Source organism: Brevibacillus sp. 1238, assembly GCF_029892995.1.
Classification (GTDB): Bacteria; Bacillota; Bacilli; order Brevibacillales; family Brevibacillaceae; genus Brevibacillus; species Brevibacillus parabrevis.
Map to the genome: position 1 here is coordinate 12180 of NZ_JARXWC010000008.1, position 19522 is coordinate 31701.

The window sequence follows — 19522 nt, forward strand, 5'->3', positions numbered from 1 at the left end:
ATTATGTTGCGTGGATGGAAAAAAATGACGGCGGTATCGTTCGTTCTCGTGCCTCTTTTGCTGAATAACGGTCCGGTGCATGCTGCTGACACGGCAGGGGGCAGCGTGAATGTCCGGCTGAAAGTAGGGCAGGAGAGCGTAACGATCAATGGAGCTGCATCGACAATCGAGAAGCCGTACGTAGCAGGCGGCACGACGATGATCCCGCTCAGCATCATTACAAATGCGTTTGGCGCGACCTTGCAATGGGACAACCAGACGCAGACGATTGAACTGACGGCGGGAGAGAAGACGATTTCACTGAAGGCAGGCGACAAAAACGCCAAGCTGAACGGCCAACCGATCGTACTTTCGGTGGCACCCGAACTGAAAAACGGGAAGACGATGGTGCCGGTGACGCTCGTTACGCAGTTTTTAGGCGCGAATGTGAGCGAGAACAAGCAGACGGGAGAGGTCACGATTACGGGCGCTTCCACACAAGGTACTGCTGCGTCCAACAGTTCGCTTGATTCCGACCACGGAAAGACCAAGGTCGGCGACAGCTACTATGGCTGGTCGATGAAGTATCCGACAGAGCTGATCTTGGGCTACCAGAGCTACAAGGGCAATTACGCGAGCTTCCATGACAGCAAGGAGACGTTTTGGCTGAACGTGCAGGTGTACGAAGATCAGCCGGAAAACTTGTCCAACGATGGGCTGATCAAGTTTTTGGCCGAGAATCAGTACGGTATGATTTTGTCCAAAGAGTATGTCGAGAAAGATGGCCTTTCCTATGCCCGAGTAGTTTCGCGGGATGAAGAAGATTATATGGCAGAAAGCCGCGCTTACCGAAAAGGCGACAAAGTGTACGAGATCACACTGAGTGTTTCCAACGAAGCGGACTTCAACAATCCAGCGAAATACAAAGGTTACAAAGACATGCTGGACAGCTTCACGGCCCATTTTGACAAACAGGATAAGTCCATCAAAGATTTGTCCAACGTCGAGAATGGCTACCGCTGGTTCGACTACAAAGATTTTGGCTTGAAAATCAAAGTGCCCGCTGTTTGGGAAAAAGTAGGCGGCGATAGCGGGGCAGCTTTCAGCAATGACGACGGCGATCAGTGGATGCAGCTCAGCGTGACCTCGGCGACTGAAAACGACAAGCTCGACGACTGGGTAGCCAAGCATGAACGAATGTATCGCGAGATGTATGCCGAGAGTGCACTTGACGTCGATAAAAACGCAACGACTACCACAATCGCTGGCGTAACGGCGCGGGAGCGGAACTACGGCACCTTTGATGGCGAAAACAAATACCAGGAGCGCCACATCTTTTTCATCAAAGGAAAATACAAGTTCCACTTGCAGCTCGCGTTCAACAAAACGGCCGATTCGGCTAAAACGCTGGAGATGATCAATACCATCAGCCGTTCGCTGTCGATCGATGAACAAAAAATGAACCAGTCGCTTGGCTTCATTCAGGATGACGTTTTGCTCGACAAAAACAAGATGGCGACGATCAAGGACAGCAAGTACAAGTACGCGATCGACATCCCCGAGTATTGGCAAGAGGACGTGGTCGATAGCCGCAGCTTGATCGGCAAGTCGTACTTGTTTGAAGGCGGCGCGTTTACTCTGTTTGTATTCAAGGACAGCTACTCCGAGGTAGAAAAAAGCTTCACGTCAATCTTCAAAATGCAAACGAGCGGCAGTGAGAAAACCTCGCTGGTGGAAAACAAGCCAGTGACCGTACATGGCGAGTCTGGCAGGAAATTTGTGATCAAGGGAGAAGAAGAGGGCATCAGGTATGAGCGGACAGCGTACCTTTTCCCGAAAGGCAAGTATTCCTACTATATTTCCTGGTCGATTCGCGATGCTTACAGTACGGCTGCTACCAAGGAGCGGATGGAGAAGGTATTAAATTCGTTTAAAGTAATCGAATAAAGACAGCTTTGATCCGTCATCCAGCAGAGGCACTTGCGTTTGATGACGGATGGAGGAATCCCAAAAGTCCCTGGTTTTTGTGCCAGGGACTTTTCTTGTAGAGCAATGAATGCAAAATGAAAGCTTCAATTTAATTGATAATCAACACTCGCTCAACCTTGAAGTATTGTATGGTTAAAAGACCTATCCCAAGAAAGAGCAGCAGTCCAAAACTCAGTAAGAAAATAATCATTAGCTTCTTCACAATAAATCCTCCGATAATAAGACGAGGAGTGTTCAAAAATTCACAAAAGCGCAATCGATTAGCGGACCTATCTTTAATCGGTCTCAAGTACATATTGCATGATCAATCTGGTTCCATCAAAAACGTAGATTCTTTTGCAGTCCGGACAACGCCATACATCATATTCAGGATCAGGAAAGTCATCACCCGTGATAAAACTCTTTTCATATAATTGCTCCCACTGTTTATCAGTGAATACTTTCAATTGTATGTCATTGGGGCATAGAGAGTTGGAAAGGGTTTTTCCACATTTGCATCCATACTTGGCCATATAAGTCCTCCTTGGGAGTTTTACTCCCTAAATTATACCATTTGGAAAAGAGATTTTAATAGGCTAGTTACGTGCTGTTAAACCAATCTAGCAACTTCTGAAAAATTCATCCTCAGGTGCACCCATTTCAATTACCCCGGTAACCGGACATGCATCAAATCTTGAATGCATGGTTTCTTCTTTTTTATTCATGAACATCCGCTGTAAAAGATGACGATATTACCAGATGGACTGGGGGTTGGAGAAAAAAACACCCTCGGTTGTCCCGAGGGTGGAGCGAAGCTATACCTATCACAACATTAACTAAATCACCCCACCATCCTCCCCCAAAGCCGTCACCGTAAACGCCTCCCCTTGCTTCACGGGAATCTGCGCATACCACAATCGAAACGGGATCAGCTCACTGTCGATAATCTCCGCTTGAATCTCTTTTCCAGTCTTGTCGCTCACGACGACGAGGCTGTCGATGGCGGGATCGAGAATGACGCCGAACAGCATTGGGAACGGGGAGTCGAACGGGTTTTCTTTTCCGTTGGCGACGTATTGGGTGGAAAAGGCAGGATCGTACAGCGACATTTCGGAATCGGCGGGAATGGCGTGACTGCCGCCATTGCCCCATTTCCAGCCAAGAATCGTTTTCTTGGCAAATTCGGCGTGAATCTGGCCATCCTCATGAACGAGGAAGAACAAAGTACCTTTATCCGTGCTTGCTTCGTGCAACACGGTGCCGACTTCTTCTCTCATCTGTTCAATGGCTTGCAACGGAGTGGGGGAAGAATCGTCGGTCAAAAAATAACTCGTGGCAAAAAGGGCGAGCAAACAGAAAAAGAGGGCAATTCGTGTCATAGTTCACTCTCCTGTAAGGATTTTTCCATGACAGACAGCATTGTTCCCGTCTTATTTTACCAATAAATCAACATATAATCCATAGCTTATATGTGTGACAACTGCCTGAATTGGATTTCCCGTTTCCTTTTCAGCCGAAACAATCCTATAATAGAGAAGAATGCTTGTACGAGGAGAAGTTTTTATGAGCGACAAACACGAACCGAAAACGAACAACAAATGGGTCATCTTGGGCTTTGTCGGCTGTGTTCTTGCCTGTGCCGTGTCGATGGTGATCTTCATTTACGTCATGAGAAGCTGACTTGGGGTGCATGCCAAAAACCGCTCATTGTAATGAGAGCGGTTTTTTGGCGTTTGAGGAGCACTTACGGCTGGATGGCTTTCAGCTTTTGCTCGATTTCTTCCCACGAAAGCTGGTTGAACTCGGAAAAGCCGACGCCTTGCAAGGCGATTGTTTTGCCCTGGTACAAGGGATATACGCCTTGCCACAGTCCTGAGAGAGAGTAAAGGGAGGAGGAACCTTTTACTTTGCGCAAAAAGACCAGGTAGTTGCCTTCGCCAAGCGGTCCCGTGTAGGTGAGGTTCAGCTGGCTGGAAGCGTCGGGCAACGGCTCCACTCCTGTGCTGAGTACCGTCACCAAGCGCGACGAGGAGCCTTTGAACACTTTTTTCACTTGCAAAGTTTGCGTGTAGTTGACGATTTTGCCCTGGCTGATGGTCCGGCCTGTCGGGTATGCTTTGTGGGCGCTGTCGATCCAGCCGATGAGGATGAGGTCGCTTTGGCTGACGAGCTCTTTGGCACTGGACAGAGCAGTCGTCGGGACGTGAAGCTGACCGATGCTCGTCTCGGCGGAAACAGGCAGAATGACGGCGCACAGCAAAATGATGAGGATTAGCAGGCGATATCGCATGGACAAGTTCTCCTCGCTCGTTGTAGTCATGTCGATAGTATGGTCGAGGGAATCATGCTTCATCCGCGAGCGTAATAGTAGGATAGTAATATTTAGAAAAATCTAAATAAATGCTATGATTGGCTCATCCTTTGGATTTCTCGTAAAAGGTCAAGACTAAGACGAGGAGGGTCACATGAATCAGTTGGTTGTCTTTCGACGCGTCTGTACCTGTTTTCTTTTGCTTCTGCTTGTGTTGCAGTTTGCCGTGTCACCTGCTTTTGCCAGAGAGGACATCGGCACGAGGGACGCACTCACGGACCGCATCGAGAAATACTTGACCGATTTGAAAAACGATGAGAACAGCATGGGGATGTATGCGGGGATTGCCGTCTACGATTTGACGGACAAAACGTATTTGTATCGGCACAACGCCGAGCGAAACTATATTCCCGCCTCGAACATGAAGCTGTTTACCACAGTCGCTGCGCTGGATAAGCTGGGGCCGGACTATCAGTGGCGGACAGACGTCTTTTTGCAAGGAAAAGTAAATGCCGACGGGGTTTTAGCGGGCGATCTGGTGCTAAAAGGCAACGGCGATCCGACCTTGATACCAGCGGATTTGCAACAGCTGGCTGCTGCGGTCAAAGAAGCAGGTGTCAAACGGATCGACGGCGACCTGCTGCTGGACGAAAGCTATTTTGACGATACCCGGCTTGGCGTTAGCTGGATGTGGGATGACGAGCCGTATGGCTACAGTGCCCAGCTCAGCGCGCTTTCGGTGCATAAAAATTTTGTGACGATCGCGATTTCGCCGGGGAAGGCTGCCAATACACCGCCGACAATGGCGATGGAACCGGCTACTACATATGTGAAGATCAACAACCAGGTGCAGACCGTTGCAGGAGCGGAGACAGACATCACCGTCGAGCGCCCGCGCGGAAAAAACGAGATTTTGCTGACAGGAACAATCGGGGTGAGCGCCAAGCCGTATGAAGAGGATGTGTCGCTGGAAGACCCGGCATTGTTTGTGGGAGACATCTGGAAGCAGCAATTGCTCGCCCAAGGCATCAGTTTCAGTCCTTCCACGCAAATCAAAAAGACGAGCGTGACATCCGGCGTGCCGTTCCGCACGCATCTTTCCATGCCGCTCGGCGAGGTCGTCGTGGAATTGAACAAGCAAAGCGACAACTTTTACGCCGAGATGCTGCTAAAAACATTGGGGGCGACGGAAAAAGGAACAGGCAGCGCAGAAGCGGGCAGCGAAGCCGTTGCGGACGTCATGAAGCGGGCTGGCATTGACACGGGCTTTCGGCAGGTAGATGGCTCGGGATTGTCGCGCTTTGACTTGGTCACCGCAGAGCAAATCGTCAAGCTGCTTGATTTTGCCCAGCAGCAGACGTATGGCGTCGAGCTGGAAAAATCGTTGCCAGTTGCAGGCGTAGACGGCACGTTGAAAAACCGCATGCTTACGACAGACGCGGAAAAAAACTTGATGGCGAAAACAGGCTCCATGGGTGGAGTCAACAGCTTGTCTGGCTACGTCACGGCGAAAAACGGGCACAAGCTGGCCTTTTCCATCCTGATCAACGGGATTTACAAGTCGAAATACGCGCGCGATCTGCAAGACTTCGTAGGCACACTGTTGGCCTCCTACCCGCAGATTACTGCTCCGGAAGGCTATGTACCTGCCCGCGAAAAGGTCTATCCGCTTTCCGTGCTGCTTGATCCGTTGTTTGCACAGCCGCAAGCAGTCGGGGTAACGGCAGGTGTCATCGTCAAGTCGCTGGACAAAACGGGAGACGCAGCCATTTTGTACGAAAAGGATGCGGACGCGCTGCTCACACCCGCCTCCAATCTCAAGCTGCTGACGACGGCCGCAGCGCTGTCCCAGCTCGGGGAGAATTACGTCTACAAAACCGAGCTGTACGGGGATGCGCCTGTAACAAAAAACGGAGTCCAGCAAGGCAATCTGTACCTCAAAGGCTACGGCGATCCGACCATTTCTACCGAAAACGCTTTGCAAGTGCAGGAAGGCGTCACGATAGAGAAAATCGCAGCGTGGATCAAGCAGCAAGGGATCAGGCAAGTCACCGGAAATCTCGTGCTGGACGAAAGCTTTTTTGACAAGGAACGGCTCGGCCTTGGCTGGGCATGGGATGACGAAAGCTACTACTACAACCCTACCCTCGGGGCATTGGCGCTGAATCGCGGGACGGTCATGGTCGAATATAAGCCTGCGAAACAAGCGGGCGAGGCTGTCGCGTTCAACCTGCTGCCGAAAACGAACTACGTCACGATTGTCAACGAATCGAAAACAGTAGAGGCCGGGCAGGAAAATACGTTTGCCATCCTGCGCGACCGCGGAACGAATACGATCCGGCTGACCGGAAATCTTCCGCTCGATCATCCTGGCGACTACGAGCGCGTACCTGTAGAGGAACCGGCCAAGTACGCGGGAACCGTTTTGCAGGAAGCGATGGCAAGCCAAGGCATTCAGTTCGCTCCGGGCAGCCAGCTGATCGTGCAAACTGTCCCGCCATCCGCTGTCAAATGGCATGAATTTACTTCGCTGCCGCTGAAAGATATCGTCGCCTATTTGAATAAAAAGAGCGACAACTTTTACGCGGAAATGCTGCTGAAGACGATCGGAGCCGTGAAAAAAGGAACCGGAAGTGCCGCTGCAGGAGCGGAAGTCGTGCAAGAAACAGTCGCGTCGCTTGGGGGCAAAACGAATTTTGACATGGTCGACGGTTCAGGCTTGACCCGCTACAACCTGATTTCGGCGCGTCACCTTGCTTCCGTGCTGGAAGGGATGGCGAAGCAAACGTCTTTTGCCGCTTTTGACGCGTCGCTGCCGATCGCGGGCGTGGACGGTACGCTGAAAAACAGGCTGACCGATCTGGCTGCTGCCAAAACGATTCATGCCAAAACCGGATCAATGACGGGTGCGAACAGCTTGTCGGGCTATTTGACCACGCAAAGCGGGGAGAGGCTCGTCGTTTCCATCATCATGAACGGCTATGTGGAGGATGAAGATTTCTTTACGGAACTGCAAGACCGGATCATGTCGATTGTCGCAGCGTACGAATAAGCTGGCAGGCAGATGGAGAAGCCCTTTGGACAAAAGCGGGCTTCTCTTTTTTATGGGTGGCCGCGTGCAGGTGGCTTTTCGTCCAGGTTTGGGTCAATGCCAGTGACGGTCGCTCGGCTGGTTTCATATCTATATCCAGATGCAGAACGCGACAAAAACGAAGAGATCGGGGAGGGGAAGCGAAGTTGAACCCTACACGCTTTCATTGGCAGGGGTTGGAGCAAGTCGCTGCACACATCCTTTCTCGCGCGGGGGTCAGGGAAAAGGATGCACGAATGGTAGCCGAATCGCTTGTCCATGCGGATTTGCGCGGGATCGAGTCCCATGGGCTGTCGCGGCTGCCGATTTACGTGCAGAGGATCGAGGCGGGGCTGATCGAGCTTTCGCTGCCACCTGAGCTGGTCACCAGGCAGGGAGCGACCTCTCTTATCGATGGCAAAAATCAGCTTGGAGCAGTCGTCGGGATGGCTGCTTTGGAAGAAGCGATGGAACTGGCACGGCAAAACGGGATCGGATTTGTCGGCGTACGGCACTCTAATCACTTCGGTTCCTGTTCGTACTACGCCGAGAAGGCTATTGCCGCAGGCATGATTTTGCTCGTCCTCTCGAATGCCCCTTCCGCGATGGCGCCAACGGGAGGGATTCAGCCGTTTTTCGGAACGAATCCGATCGCGATCGGCATTCCTGCGGGCGAGGAACCTGCCTACTTGCTGGACATGGCGACAAGTGTTGCGGCGCGCGGCAAGATTGCCCTGGCAGCCAAAACAGGGACGACGATCCCGCAAGACTGGGCCATAGACGCGGACGGCTTGCCAACGCATGACCCGCATAAAGCGTTGCTCGGCTCTCTTTTGCCGATCGGCGGGGCAAAAGGCTACGGGCTTTCGATGTTCATCGATATTTTATGCGGTCTGCTGACCGGAGCTGCGGCTGGAGCCAGTGTCAAAAGCTTGTACGACAACTGGCATGATCCGCAAAACATCGGACACGTCTTTTTGTGCATCGATGTGCAGCGTTTTTTACCTGTGGACACATTTTTGCAAAAGATGGACGAATATATCCGGGAGATCAAAAAAGTTCCGCGTGCAGCCCATGTGGCGGAAATCTTGATTCCGGGAGAAATCGAGCAGAGAAAGATGGCAGCGCATAAGCAGGATGGCATTCCTTTGACGCAGACGGTGGTGGAGGATCTCGACAAGTTGTGTTCCGGCTACGGAATTGATCTGGCGCAAGCAGTCTATCGGGTGTGAGCAAAGCTTTCGCTGTCCAGTGGTTTCCGGGACATTCTCTCGCACATAGACTGATGTCAGCGGTTTGAAAAGGAGTGAACATCCGATGCAACGCCACATGTGCAAAGGCAAAATCCACAGGGCGACAGTGACGCAAGCCGAGCTTGACTACGTCGGCAGCATTACGATTGATTTAACCCTGATGAAAGCGGCTGACATCAAGCCTTACGAAATTGTGCAAATCACCAGCTTGCGGAACGCGACGCGCTGGAAAACATACGCCCTGCCAGCAGCGGAAGGAAGCGGCAAAATCTGTTTGAACGGCCCGCCTGCCCATCTGTTTTCCCCCGGCGACATCGTCATCATTTTAAGCATGGGCATGTTCGAGGAGAGCGAATGCGACCAGCTGGTGCCGAAGGTCGTGTTTGTGGATGAACAAAATCGCATTACGAAAGTCGAAGAGCACCATCTCATTACGAATGGAGAGACATTGCCATAAAAGCGCCAAACGTAGGAAAATGGGGCAAGCACCAGCACATGGTTCAGGATGAGTTCCTGCGTGAGCATTTGCCCAGAACCCGGCTGTTTTCTCCTGAAGCGTTATGGGAGTACGCAGCGGACTACAAGCGTGTCATGCTGAAGCCGTCCGGGGGAGGCGGCGGGGCCGGGATTATCCAGCTGACCGATTTGGGAGACGACCGTTATTTGATTCATAGCGGCAAGCACCGCCGGACAGTCGAAGGCAAGGAAAAGGCTGTCCAATATGCGAAATCATTGTTTCGCCCGAAAACGTATCTGCTACAGCCGCGCATTCCGCTTGGGCGCATCAACGGAAAGCCGTTTGATGTCCGCGTGATGATCCAGCGCAAAGGGAAACACTCTCCCTGGGTGATTACCGGATGGGTAGCCAAACTCGCCGGGCCGGGCTTCGTCGTGACGAACGTCGCCCGCAGCCGCGGAAAAGTGCTGCCGCTTCGCACGGCGATCAAGCAGTCGAACATTGCAGCGAATCCGAATCTGCTCGGAGAAATTCGGCAAGTGTCCATGGCGGTAGCCAACCGGTTGGGAACGGCGTACCCGACGTTGCGGGAGATCGGCCTGGACATGGGGATCGACATTCACGGAAAGCCGTGGATCATCGAAGCGAATTTTCGCCCGTCGCTATCTTTGTTCCAGCAACTTCAGGATCAGACTTTTTACAGGCGTATTTTGGCGATGCGGAAGCGTTGAGTGCGTGGAGTGCGTTGAAAAGCAAAGAGAACCGCTTGCTGCGACGGCCGAAAAAGCCTGAGGGCAAGTGGTTCTTTTTTTCAAAAGGCTTTCATGTGGATTCTGGGTAACAAGTATTTGTCGTTCGATGAGAAAGGTTTCTGCTGTATAACGGATCAGATGAGAAAAGGGGGGATAAATCGTCCATCAACATCGGTGAATCCGTATTCCCGGGCAAGATCACCAACTTGCAGGACCAGTCCGTTTTTAAGCTTCACTTCGCCATCCCCTGCCAGGGCAGACACAGCGCGCCCAATATAATGCGGCGACTCCGTATGTTTAAGAGCTTCCACTTCCTTCCAATGATTTTCGTCTGTATTGAAATTTCTTAATACCAGTTCTGTTCTCATCCAACCAGGGGAGACCGCTACCGCCGTTATTTTCGTGTTTTTGAGATCATGAGCGAGTCCGAACACGGAGCGGTTAATCGTATTCTTGGCAAGGTCGTAATAGAAAGTTCCTAAATACTTATCCTGATCCCGGAAAGTGGTATGTACGATCAACCCAGAATCAGCTTCCAGCATAAGCGGGATCGCATAATGGTTGGTCGCTATTTGTGCACGTACTCCGCTTTGAAACATAGCATCCCACATGTTCAGCGGATATTCCCAGAAAGGTTTCGGTTGTAAATTCACGTCCAAGTCATGCAGTCCCCAGACGTTATTCACAAGTATATCGAGACGTCCTTGTTCCTGACGGATTCTCTCGATCAAAGCTTGCGTATCCTCATCACGGGTATGATCGCAACGACATGCGTATGCCTCGCCACCATTTTTCAGAATCTCCTCGACCGTTTCATCAATACTGCCTGGAAAACCGTTTGTAGTAGTCCCTCGCAAACTTCTTCCCGACACATAAACGACTGCTCCGGCTTTCCCGAGTTCAATGGCGATCCCTCGTCCTGCCCCTCGACTTCCTCCGGTTACGAGAGCGATTTTCCCAGCGAGTCTCTTCAAGTTCATCTACTCCTTCGCAAGTTATTTATTTCATCATACACGTAGTAATATGACATCTAGTGTCATGTTGAGAATGAGCGATTATCATTTTTGAAATCGATGGAACAGACACGTTTAAAAGTTCGATATCTTGAGCAGCCAGAAAATGCCGATAGTCGAATGCTAAAGCCTTCCATAAAAGAAAACTCGCAATCCATTTGCTATTGCGAAAAATGGGGAAAGGCTGGCGCAGAGCACAAAAAGTTGATAGAATGCCTCTCATTATGAAGGGAGGTAGTATGTTCGACAATGACATCACTGTCTAAAAAAGAATGGATGCTCATCAGCTTCATGTTATTTTCCATGTTTTTTGGAGCAGGCAATTTGATTTTCCCGCCATACCTTGGGCAGGAGGCTGGCTCGCTCGTCTGGTCTTCCTTGCTGGGCTTTGTCCTGTCGGCTGTCGGTCTGCCGATTCTCGGGGTAGTTGCCGTTGCCAAAGCAGGCAGCTTCTACCAATTGGCGAGCCGGGTCCATCCGATTTTTGCTCTTATTTTTCCGTTTCTGATTTACGTCTCGATCGGGCCGGCTCTCGCCATTCCGCGCGCGGGAAGTCTCGCTTTCGAGATGGGGATGGCGCCTTTTTTGCCAGAATCGCTGGTTGCCTCTAAAATCAGCTTGCTCGTGTACACGGTCGTGTTTTTTCTGATCGTGTTCTGGTTTAGTCTGTCGCCTTCCAAGCTGGTCGATCGGTTCGGGAAGCTGCTGACGCCTGCCTTGCTGGCGCTCATCGCGCTGATTTACATCAAAAGCTTGGTTACTCCGCTCGGACAGACAGGTGCGCCGACTGGCAAATACGGAGCAAATCCGATTGCCCAAGGCTTTCTCGACGGCTACTTGACGATGGATGCGCTTGCCGCCCTCATTTTCGGGATTGTCATTGCCAATACGCTGCGGGCGAAAGGGATGACAGACGAGAAAAAATTGTCTGCAAGCATGATTCAGGCAGGGCTTGGAGCTGGATTTTTGCTGACAGTGATTTACGTCGTTCTGGGCATCATGGGCGCGTCTGCCGCTTCTTTAGGAAAAGCGGAAAATGGCGCCCAACTGCTCGCGAACATGATGGACCACCTGTTTGGGGCAAGCGGAACGCTGATCCTCGGGGTGATTTTTACGGTCGCCTGTCTGTGCGTATCGATTGGACTCGTCACTTCTTGCAGTCAGTATTTCCACGGCCTGTTCGGCGGTTTGCCGTACAAGGGATGGGTGACGGTTTTATGCGTCTTGAGCATGCTGGTTGCGAACTTGGGCCTGACACAAATTTTGCAAGTATCCGTGCCTGTCTTAGGTGCGATTTACCCGATTGCGATCATGCTCATTTTGCTTGCTCTGGTCGAGCGGTTCATCCCGGCTACCTCTTTCGTTTATATGACAACGGTTGGCGTCGTTGCCGTGTTTGGGCTGGCAGATTTGGCGAATGCCCTGCTTGTCGCCCACCAATGGGACCAGGTGCTCGCGGCCTTGCCTTTTTACAACGTCGGCGCTGGCTGGGTCATGCCTGCCTTGATCGCGGTTGCAGTCGGCATGCTGCTCGACATGTGGAAAAGAGCTTTGCTATTGCGGCAAAAACACTCTTCCCAAACGGAATAACTACAACGAAAAAAGGGCTTCGCGCTTGCGAGGCTCTTTCCTTTTTGAAGACACATGCGTGAAAGATGATGCGATTTCGTGACTTTATCGTCTGTTTTTTCGTAGTAAAAGAGTAGGAGAAAGAAGGAGGCTATTATGCGCTTTGACACTATCATGACGATCACTGTCGTGCTTGTGCTGACGTCCTGTTATTGCTATTTGTGGAAATGGCTACGGTCCAAAACGTCCGGTTGATCCGGGCGTTTTTTCTTTTGGCACGGGCAACTGGCTCACCGGGCAAGGAAACAGGATAAAAGTGGTACGAATGGGGCAAAATTTCCCTAACTCATTTTACAGTAGGCGAGACTCAGGAAAAAGTGAGGCGGCTTCGTTGAAAAGGGGGTGGGGAGCCTGAGCGAAAACGCGCGAAAGTGGTGGAGATCGCACAAACAGAAGACGCAGCAGCAGACAGCGCCTTCCCATACGCCTTTGTAAAAGCAGCTGGCTGACAACGAGCAGCGGCTGAGAGACTTGTATGCCAACTGCTCCGATGTGGTGTTTCGCTCGTTTCGCATCGGCGGCACGATCCGGGCGCTTGCGATCTACATCGACGGCTTGACGAATCAGGAGGAGCTGGAGCGCAGCGTGTTGTCTGTCCTGATGCAGACGAAGCTGCCGAAGGATTCCCCGCTGACAAAGCTGTTGGACAATCTGGTGCCCGTAACCAAATCGCGGGAAATGAGCACCGTAGAACAATGCCTGGAAGCGATTGCAAACGGCAACCCGGTTCTGTTGATCGACCAGCAGGAGAGAGCGATTGCCTTTGGCTTGGCCAGATGGGAAAAAAGGCAGATCGAAGAGCCGGTCGCCGAAGGGGTCGTCCGGGGGCCGCGCGAAGGGTTTACGGAATCGCTCCACGTCAATACGGCGCTGCTCAGACGGCAGATCAAGACGCCCGCTTTGAAAATGGAGCAAATGCAAATCGGCGGCTACACACAAACCCAGGTTGTCCTCGCTTATATGGAAGGCATCGTGGACGAGGACTTGGTGGCAGAGGTCAGGGCGAGACTAGGCCGGATCGAAATCGACGGTGTGCTGGAGAGCGGCTACATCGAGGAACTGATTGAAGATCATCCTGCATCGCCGTTCCCGCAAATTTTGACCACCGAGCGTCCGGATGTCACTTGCGGGAATTTGCTGGAAGGGCGCATCGCCATTCTGGTAGACGGCACGCCGTTTGTGCTGATCGCACCGACTACGCTGTTTTCCTTGCTGCAATCCAGCGAGGATTATTACCAGCGCTCGCTCGCGAGTACGACGATCCGCTGGCTGCGCTATTTGTTCACCGCGATTTCCTTCTTGCTGCCGTCCCTTTATGTCGCCCTGATTACGTTTCATCACGAGATGGTGCCGACCTCGCTGTTGATCAGCATGGCAGCTTCCCGGGAAGCAGTGCCTTTTCCGGCTTTGGTCGAGGCGCTGTTGATGGAAATTACGTTCGAAGCGCTGCGCGAAGCAGGGGTCAGACTGCCCAAGCAGGTCGGGGCCGCTGTCAGCATCGTCGGGGCGCTCGTCATCGGTCAGGCAGCCGTACAAGCGGGGCTGGTTTGTCATCGTGGTCGCCATCACAGGGATTGCTTCCTTTATGATTCCGCACTATATCGCGGGCATCGCCATTCGCCTGCTGCGCTTTCCGATGATGTTTCTCGCCGGATCGCTCGGCTTGTTGGGAATCATGCTCGGCATTATTGTGACCGTCATCCACCTGAGCACGATTCGCTCGCTGGGCGTGCCGTACTTGACACCAGTCGGACCGATCAAGGTCGCGGAATGGAAGGACACGCTCGTCCGCGCGCCGTGGTGGATGATGAACACGCGCCCTCACTTGACGGGAGATTATCAAAAAATCAGGCAAGGAGCGAATCAGAAGCCAGGGCCGAAAAAAGGGGGAGATCCAGCTTGAAATGGGGGCTGGTCGCCGGAATGAGCGCTCTCGTCTGCATCCTGTTTGCCATCGAGTGGCCGCGTCTGTCGCGCTTGCCGAGGCGAGACAAAATGACCTTCATCGCCTTGGTTTTCATCGGCTGGGTGCTGTCCATGTTCGATTTGCCGAATTTGCCGGGACCCACCACGATAATCAATGAAATTTTCGAGCCGCTGGGTCACTACTTGGAATAAAAAAGGGTGGGGTGCTTGCTAGAACAGGGAAAAATCTCTTCCGCGCAGATGGGAAAAATGATTTTCCTGGCTGTCATTGCTTCGGCTGTTACAGCTGTGCCGAGTTATAGCGGAAAATACGCGCAAAATGATTTGTGGCTGTCGCCTGCCTGGGCGTCCTTGACCGGTTTTTTAACGGTGTATGCCGCCATAGCCTTGAACAAACTGTACCCGCAAAAATCCGTCGTCGAATACAGTACCGACATTATCGGTACGATTCCGGGAAAGCTGTTCGGGCTGCTCATCCTGTTTTTTTACATCCACATGACAGGATTGATCGCCAGAGGGTACGCCGAGTTTATCATCGGCAATTTTTTGCCGCAGACACCGATCAGCATCGTCATTATCACGATGATCGCCGTCTGCGCCTACGCTGTGAAAGCAGGAGTAGAATCGATCGGCAGGACGGCACAGCTCTTTTTCTTTTTCTTTATGTTTCCGCTCATTCTCATGCCTTTTTTGCTCCGGGACATGAAGCCCGATTTTCTGTTTCCCATGCTGGAACACGGCTTGCTCCCTTCGCTGAAAGGGGCACTGATCCCGCAAGGCTACTTCAGCGAGGCGTTTCTGATGAGCTTTTTTTTGCCCTTCGTGACCGATCGGGGCAAAGGCATGCGCTCGGGGATGCTGACGATTTTGGGAATTGCGCTGATGCTGACCTGTATCAATCTGTTTATTTTGCTGGTGTTCGGGACGCAGGCCGCGGATTACTTGTATCCGGTCATGGTTGCCTTTCGCTACATCAGCATTGCGGACTTCTTTGAAAATCTCGACTCTGTGGTCATGACCGTCTGGATTCTCGGGATGTTCGTCAAAATATCAATATTTTACTACGCTACTGTGCTGGGAACGAGTCAATGGCTCGGGCTTGCCGATTATCGCCCGATTGTGCTCCCGATCGGTATCCTCATCGCTGCCCTCAGCTTCTGGTCCATCCCCAACCTCAATCAGGCAAGTCGCTTCGATGTAATCTCGTTTCCGTTTTACGGGCCGCTCATGCAGACGATCTGTCCGCTGCTTTTGCTCGGTTTGGCCCTGCTGCGCAAAAAAGGCAAACAGCAAAGCCAAGCGCAAATGACCATGGCACCTGAACAAGCCCATACCCATACCGAAAAGCAAGAAGGATGAGAAACTATGCTTGAAACGGGAAAAATTTCAGCCTTGCAAATGGGGATGATTATCTATCCCGTGCTCGTGTCTACCGCGATGCTTGGAGGACCTAACGTCATGGCTCAAGCGGCCCGGAACGATTTGTGGCTCACGCCGTTTTGGTCATCGCTCATCGGCTTTCTCAGCGTGTTTATCGCGATCCAGCTGCATAAGCGGTTTCCCGGCATGACGATTATCGAGCAAGGAAAAGCAATCGCTGGAACGGTGCCATCTGCGATCATGGGCCTTTTGTACCTGCTCGTCTTGTTGCAGGTAAGCGGCGTCATCGTGCGCGAGTATGCGGATTTCATCGCGATTTTTTTGAAGGAAACGCCGCTCAGTGTCATTTCGTCCGCGCTGATTGTCGTCTGTGCTTTTGCCGTCAAAGGCGGGGTCGAAGTTCTCGGACGAACCGCGCAAGTTTTCTTTCCGATGTTCATTGTTCCGCTGCTGTTGATGATCGGCCTTGTGTTTCCTGCTCTGGACCCCGGCAATTTGTTTCCTGTCCTCGATCGCGGACTGTTGCCGTCGATCAAAGGGGCCATCACGCCGCTCGGCTGGTACAGCGAAGTGTTTTTGATTTCGTACTTGTTGCCGGTGCTCGCCAATCGCCCGCAGGGGACAAAAGCTGCGGTGTGGACTGTGGCAGGAGCGATGATTACCATGACTATCGTCAATTTGGTCACGCTGTTTTTGATGGGGGATGCTTTGCCGAATATTTTGTTTCCGATCATGGATACCGCCAGATATGTGAGTATTGCCGATTTTTTTGAGAACATGGAATCGGCTGTCATGGCGATCTGGGTGATCGGCGCCTTTATCAAAGTGTCGATGTTTTACTACGCGACGGTACTGGGAACAGCCCAATGCCTGAATCTCACCTGTTACCAGCCGCTTATTTGGCCGATCGGTTTTTTGATCGTGCTGTTCAGCTTTTGGGGAATCCCCAGCTTCGCGGAGCTGGGGGCGATCACCCTGATTGCGATTCCCGCCATCCTCGCGTGGTCTTTCTGCTTCTGGCCGGGATGCCTGCTGTTTTATGCAATCGTGCGTGGAAAGCGCAGCAAAGCGAAGGAGGTTCCGTCAGGATGAGAGGAGTCGTTCTGGTTTTGCTGGTTTCCTGTACGCTGCTTGGCGGGTGCTGGGATCGGACGGAAGTCAACGACCTCGCAATCATTACCGCTGCTGCTGTGGACAAGGCGGGAAAAGACGAAATCGACCTGAGCATCCAAGTGTTTATTCCAAAAGAAGTGGGAGGAGGCGGGCTGGGAGTGCCGACGGGCAGCTCGACCAGGGAGCTGACCACGGTTCTGAGCGGAAAAGGAATCAATATTGCCGACGCGATGTCCAAAGTGCAGGCGAAGCTCTCCCGCAAAGTGTTCTGGGGGCACTGCAAAATTTATTTGTTCGGCGAAGAGATCGCCCGGGAAGGGATAGCCGATCATATTGATTTTCTCGTGCGTCATCCTGAACCACGCAATCGTGCCTATTTGTACATATCAAAAGGAAAAGCAGTCGAGACACTCGGAATCGAAAGCGTCCTGGAGCGCTCTACAGCAGAAGCGTTGCGCGAATACGCGAGCCTGCATATCGGCATGCCTGTAACCTTGATCGACTTTCGCAACATGCTCAAAAGCGAGGCGCAAGCAGTAGCCATTCCCTATATACAGGAAGGGAACAAATTGAAAGACAAGGAGCAAATCCAGAAAAACACGCCGCTGCTCGGAACCGCCATTTTTAAACAGGACAAGCTGGCAGGAGTCTTGACATCGAAAGCTACGAGGGGGCTGCTCTGGCTGCGCAATGAAATCACCCGCGCATCCATCAGCGTCAACTTGCCAGAGGGACAAGGGCTTGTCTCTGTCGTACCGATTCGGGCGACGACCAAGCTGATTCCGCATATTGCGAATGGAAAGTGGTCGATTTTGGTCAAAATTGATACGGAAGGCGACATCGTGGAAAACGCGACGAAGCTGAACATGATGGAGCCGAGCAGCATCGTGCTCGTGCAGAAATCGGTCAACGACGAAATCAAGTCGCGCATCAGGCTCGCTCTCTTTCATTTGCAAAAGGAGTTTGACGCGGACGCGGGCAATTTTGCCGCTGCTTTTCATCGGAAGTATCCGCAGGAGTGGGAGCAAGCGAAACCGATGTGGGACGCGCTCTACCCGCAAATTGATGTGAACATACAGGTTCAGGCCGCTGTCCGCCGACCAGGACTGATTTCCCGACCTGCTGGCTCAACCGATGAGCATGGAAAAGCGGAAAAATAGCAAACGAGCATGTACCACGCAACGTACCAGACGAAGGCTGGACAGCAAATCTCGCAGGAGGTGGATGAAGTGGGTGGGAGGTGGCTGGATTTTCTCATAGGCTCCTTTGTTGGCACGCTGGTCGCAGGCATCTTGTTTACGCTTCTTGGAATTGTCACGTTTCGCCCGCTGGTACAGTGGTTGCTCGGCCGCTTTATGAAAAGGTTGATGTCGGATCGCTACCCGGAAAATATTTTTGAAATGGTATCGGCCTTGACCAAAGTCAGCCCGCGCTACGTCCTGGAAAACAGCCTGCGGGCAACGACAGGACAAGCGATTGAGCGGCCGTTTGGCAGTCCGCGCAAGTTTCTCAACTTTGATGGCTTGATTTTTTCCCCGGCCCAGCTGGCGGTGCTGCCTGCTGATGAAGATGCCGAGGTCGACATGAAGCTGACGATTGGCCCAAAGGCAAAAAGACCGCTAACATTGGATATCCCCTTGATGCCCGGAGCAATGGGATTTGGCATCGGGATCAGCGAAAGTGTAAAGATTGCCATGGCAAAAGGAGCGGCGGCAGCGGGATCGTTGAGCAATACGGGAGAAGGGCCGCTTTTGCCGGAGGAGCGCAAATACGCCAAGCACCTCATCATTCAGTACAACTCGGGAAAATGGTCCAAGGAACCGGAAATATTGCGGCAGGCGGATGCGATTGAGATTCATTTCGGACAAGGAGCGACCGCAGCCGCAGCCAGCTTCATTCCTTGCGAGTACATCACGGGCAAAGCCAGCCAATTGATGGGCGTCGAGGGAGAAGAAATGGTCGTCATCCCGTCCCGGCAGCCTGAAGTCAACAGCCCGGAAGACTTGCGCAAGCTGGTCGAAAAGCTGCGCACGATGACAGACGGGATTCCGATTGGCGTGAAAATATGCGCAAGCGCTGTCCTCGAGCAGGACTTGGAAATTTCCATCCAGGCTGGGGTTGATTTTATCAGTATTGATGGTGGGCAGGCAGGGACAAAGGGCGGCCCGCCGATTTTGGAGGACGACTTCGGTTTGCCGACGATTTACGCGCTTAGCCGGGCGATTCACTATTTGAAAGAGCGCGGGGTCAAAGACCAGATTACACTGCTCTCGGGCGGCGGCTATACGACTCCGGGCGAGTGTCTGAAGGCAATCGCGCTGGGGGCAGACGGCATTTTCATGGGAACGGCGATGCTCTGGGCGATGACGCATGATCAGGTGACAAAGGCGATTCCCTGGGAGCCGCCGACTGAGCTGACGAACTATCCGGGGAAGCTCAAGGACAAATTCGACCCGGAGCAGGCTGCCAAGTATTTGACGAATTTTTTGCTTGCTTTTGTGGATGAAATGGAAATCGCGCTGCTTGCCATGGGGAAAACCTCTTTAAAAGAAGTGACGCCAGACGATCTCGTAGCCCTGGATGAGCTGACGAGCAAAGTGACGAAAGTACCGCTTGCCTTCCAGACGTCTGCGGAAACGGCGGAAAGCGGCATATAGGCAAGAGCAAACGG

General features: G+C 52.3%; 15 protein-coding genes and 1 pseudogene. 12 read left to right on the forward strand and 4 right to left on the reverse strand.

Annotation, left to right across the window (positions count from 1 at the left end; all coding sequences use genetic code 11):
• Positions 1 to 3 precede the first annotated feature (3 nt).
• On the forward strand, positions 4 to 1926 hold the full coding sequence (locus M2298_RS18335) for a copper amine oxidase N-terminal domain-containing protein (protein ID WP_280648837.1): 1923 nt from the start codon (positions 4 to 6) through the stop codon (positions 1924 to 1926).
• Positions 1927 to 2243: 317 nt separating this feature from the next.
• On the opposite strand, the gene M2298_RS18340 is transcribed toward M2298_RS18335, so the two are convergent.
• The 3 genes from M2298_RS18340 to M2298_RS18350 all read right to left on the reverse strand — a co-directional run bounded on the left by M2298_RS18340 (position 2244) and on the right by M2298_RS18350 (position 4237).
• Positions 2244 to 2480, reverse strand: coding sequence for a hypothetical protein (locus M2298_RS18340; protein ID WP_063231262.1), 237 nt, complete (start codon positions 2478 to 2480; stop codon positions 2244 to 2246).
• Positions 2481 to 2783: 303 nt separating this feature from the next.
• Positions 2784 to 3326, reverse strand: a complete 543-nt coding sequence (locus M2298_RS18345; RefSeq protein ID WP_122966865.1) for a hypothetical protein — start codon at positions 3324 to 3326, stop codon at positions 2784 to 2786.
• Positions 3327 to 3691: 365 nt separating this feature from the next.
• On the reverse strand, positions 3692 to 4237 hold the full coding sequence (locus M2298_RS18350) for a hypothetical protein (RefSeq protein WP_122966864.1): 546 nt from the start codon (positions 4235 to 4237) through the stop codon (positions 3692 to 3694).
• A 175-nt stretch (positions 4238 to 4412) separates the two neighbouring features.
• Here M2298_RS18350 and dacB point away from each other — a divergent pair, with 175 nt between their 5' ends.
• The 4 genes from dacB (at position 4413) to M2298_RS18370 (ending at position 9769) form a co-directional block, all read left to right on the forward strand.
• Positions 4413 to 7310: a D-alanyl-D-alanine carboxypeptidase/D-alanyl-D-alanine endopeptidase gene (gene dacB / locus M2298_RS18355; protein ID WP_280648838.1), complete on the forward strand. Its 2898-nt coding sequence runs from the start codon at positions 4413 to 4415 to the stop codon at positions 7308 to 7310.
• A gap of 185 nt (positions 7311 to 7495) precedes the next feature.
• Positions 7496 to 8560: an Ldh family oxidoreductase gene (locus M2298_RS18360; protein WP_280648839.1), complete on the forward strand. Its 1065-nt coding sequence runs from the start codon at positions 7496 to 7498 to the stop codon at positions 8558 to 8560.
• An 85-nt stretch (positions 8561 to 8645) separates the two neighbouring features.
• Positions 8646 to 9038, forward strand: a complete 393-nt coding sequence (gene panD, locus M2298_RS18365; protein ID WP_122966861.1) for an aspartate 1-decarboxylase — start codon at positions 8646 to 8648, stop codon at positions 9036 to 9038.
• Positions 9035 to 9769, forward strand: coding sequence for a YheC/YheD family protein (locus tag M2298_RS18370; RefSeq protein WP_274875362.1), 735 nt, complete (start codon positions 9035 to 9037; stop codon positions 9767 to 9769). The genes panD and M2298_RS18370 overlap by 4 nt, the downstream gene beginning before the upstream one ends.
• Before the next feature lie 155 nt (positions 9770 to 9924).
• On the opposite strand, the gene M2298_RS18375 is transcribed toward M2298_RS18370, so the two are convergent.
• Positions 9925 to 10770, reverse strand: coding sequence for an SDR family NAD(P)-dependent oxidoreductase (locus tag M2298_RS18375; protein ID WP_233454170.1), 846 nt, complete (start codon positions 10768 to 10770; stop codon positions 9925 to 9927).
• Between the two features lie 282 nt (positions 10771 to 11052).
• Here M2298_RS18375 and brnQ point away from each other — a divergent pair, with 282 nt between their 5' ends.
• From brnQ to M2298_RS18410, 7 genes and pseudogenes are all read left to right on the forward strand, one after another.
• A complete protein-coding gene (gene brnQ / locus M2298_RS18380) occupies positions 11053 to 12393 on the forward strand; it encodes a branched-chain amino acid transport system II carrier protein (protein WP_173597381.1) in 1341 nt (446 codons plus the stop codon).
• A 480-nt stretch (positions 12394 to 12873) separates the two neighbouring features.
• Positions 12874 to 14335 (forward strand): annotated as a pseudogene (locus M2298_RS18385) (spore germination protein).
• Entirely contained in the window at positions 14332 to 14550 is a 219-nt protein-coding gene (locus M2298_RS18390) for a hypothetical protein (RefSeq protein WP_280648840.1), read from the forward strand. Before M2298_RS18385 ends, M2298_RS18390 begins: the two are co-directional and overlap by 4 nt.
• A gap of 6 nt (positions 14551 to 14556) precedes the next feature.
• Positions 14557 to 15717 (forward strand): GerAB/ArcD/ProY family transporter, encoded by a 1161-nt coding sequence (locus M2298_RS18395; RefSeq protein ID WP_122966856.1) that lies wholly within the window; start codon positions 14557 to 14559, stop codon positions 15715 to 15717.
• A gap of 6 nt (positions 15718 to 15723) precedes the next feature.
• Complete coding sequence (locus M2298_RS18400; protein WP_280648841.1) at positions 15724 to 16830, forward strand: GerAB/ArcD/ProY family transporter; 1107 nt, start codon at positions 15724 to 15726, stop codon at positions 16828 to 16830.
• A complete protein-coding gene (locus M2298_RS18405) occupies positions 16827 to 18011 on the forward strand; it encodes a Ger(x)C family spore germination protein (RefSeq protein WP_280648842.1) in 1185 nt (394 codons plus the stop codon). Before M2298_RS18400 ends, M2298_RS18405 begins: the two co-directional genes overlap by 4 nt.
• Positions 18012 to 18080: 69 nt before the next feature.
• Entirely contained in the window at positions 18081 to 19508 is a 1428-nt protein-coding gene (locus M2298_RS18410) for an FMN-binding glutamate synthase family protein (RefSeq protein ID WP_173597378.1), read from the forward strand.
• The last annotated feature ends 14 nt before the right edge of the window (positions 19509 to 19522 follow it).

Excerpts from the sequence above, each read along its gene's own strand:
- M2298_RS18335 (WP_280648837.1), top strand. The coding sequence starts at position 4 with ATGTTGCGTGGATGGAAAAAAATGACGGCGGTATCGTTCGTTCTCGTG.
- M2298_RS18340 (WP_063231262.1), bottom strand. The coding sequence starts at position 2,480 with ATGGCCAAGTATGGATGCAAATGTGGAAAAACCCTTTCCAACTCTCTA.
- M2298_RS18345 (WP_122966865.1), bottom strand. The coding sequence starts at position 3,326 with ATGACACGAATTGCCCTCTTTTTCTGTTTGCTCGCCCTTTTTGCCACG.
- M2298_RS18350 (WP_122966864.1), bottom strand. The coding sequence starts at position 4,237 with ATGCGATATCGCCTGCTAATCCTCATCATTTTGCTGTGCGCCGTCATT.
- dacB (WP_280648838.1), top strand. The coding sequence starts at position 4,413 with ATGAATCAGTTGGTTGTCTTTCGACGCGTCTGTACCTGTTTTCTTTTG.
- panD (WP_122966861.1), top strand. The coding sequence starts at position 8,646 with ATGCAACGCCACATGTGCAAAGGCAAAATCCACAGGGCGACAGTGACG.
- M2298_RS18375 (WP_233454170.1), bottom strand. The coding sequence starts at position 10,770 with ATGAACTTGAAGAGACTCGCTGGGAAAATCGCTCTCGTAACCGGAGGA.
- brnQ (WP_173597381.1), top strand. The coding sequence starts at position 11,053 with ATGACATCACTGTCTAAAAAAGAATGGATGCTCATCAGCTTCATGTTA.
- M2298_RS18400 (WP_280648841.1), top strand. The coding sequence starts at position 15,724 with ATGCTTGAAACGGGAAAAATTTCAGCCTTGCAAATGGGGATGATTATC.
- M2298_RS18405 (WP_280648842.1), top strand. The coding sequence starts at position 16,827 with ATGAGAGGAGTCGTTCTGGTTTTGCTGGTTTCCTGTACGCTGCTTGGC.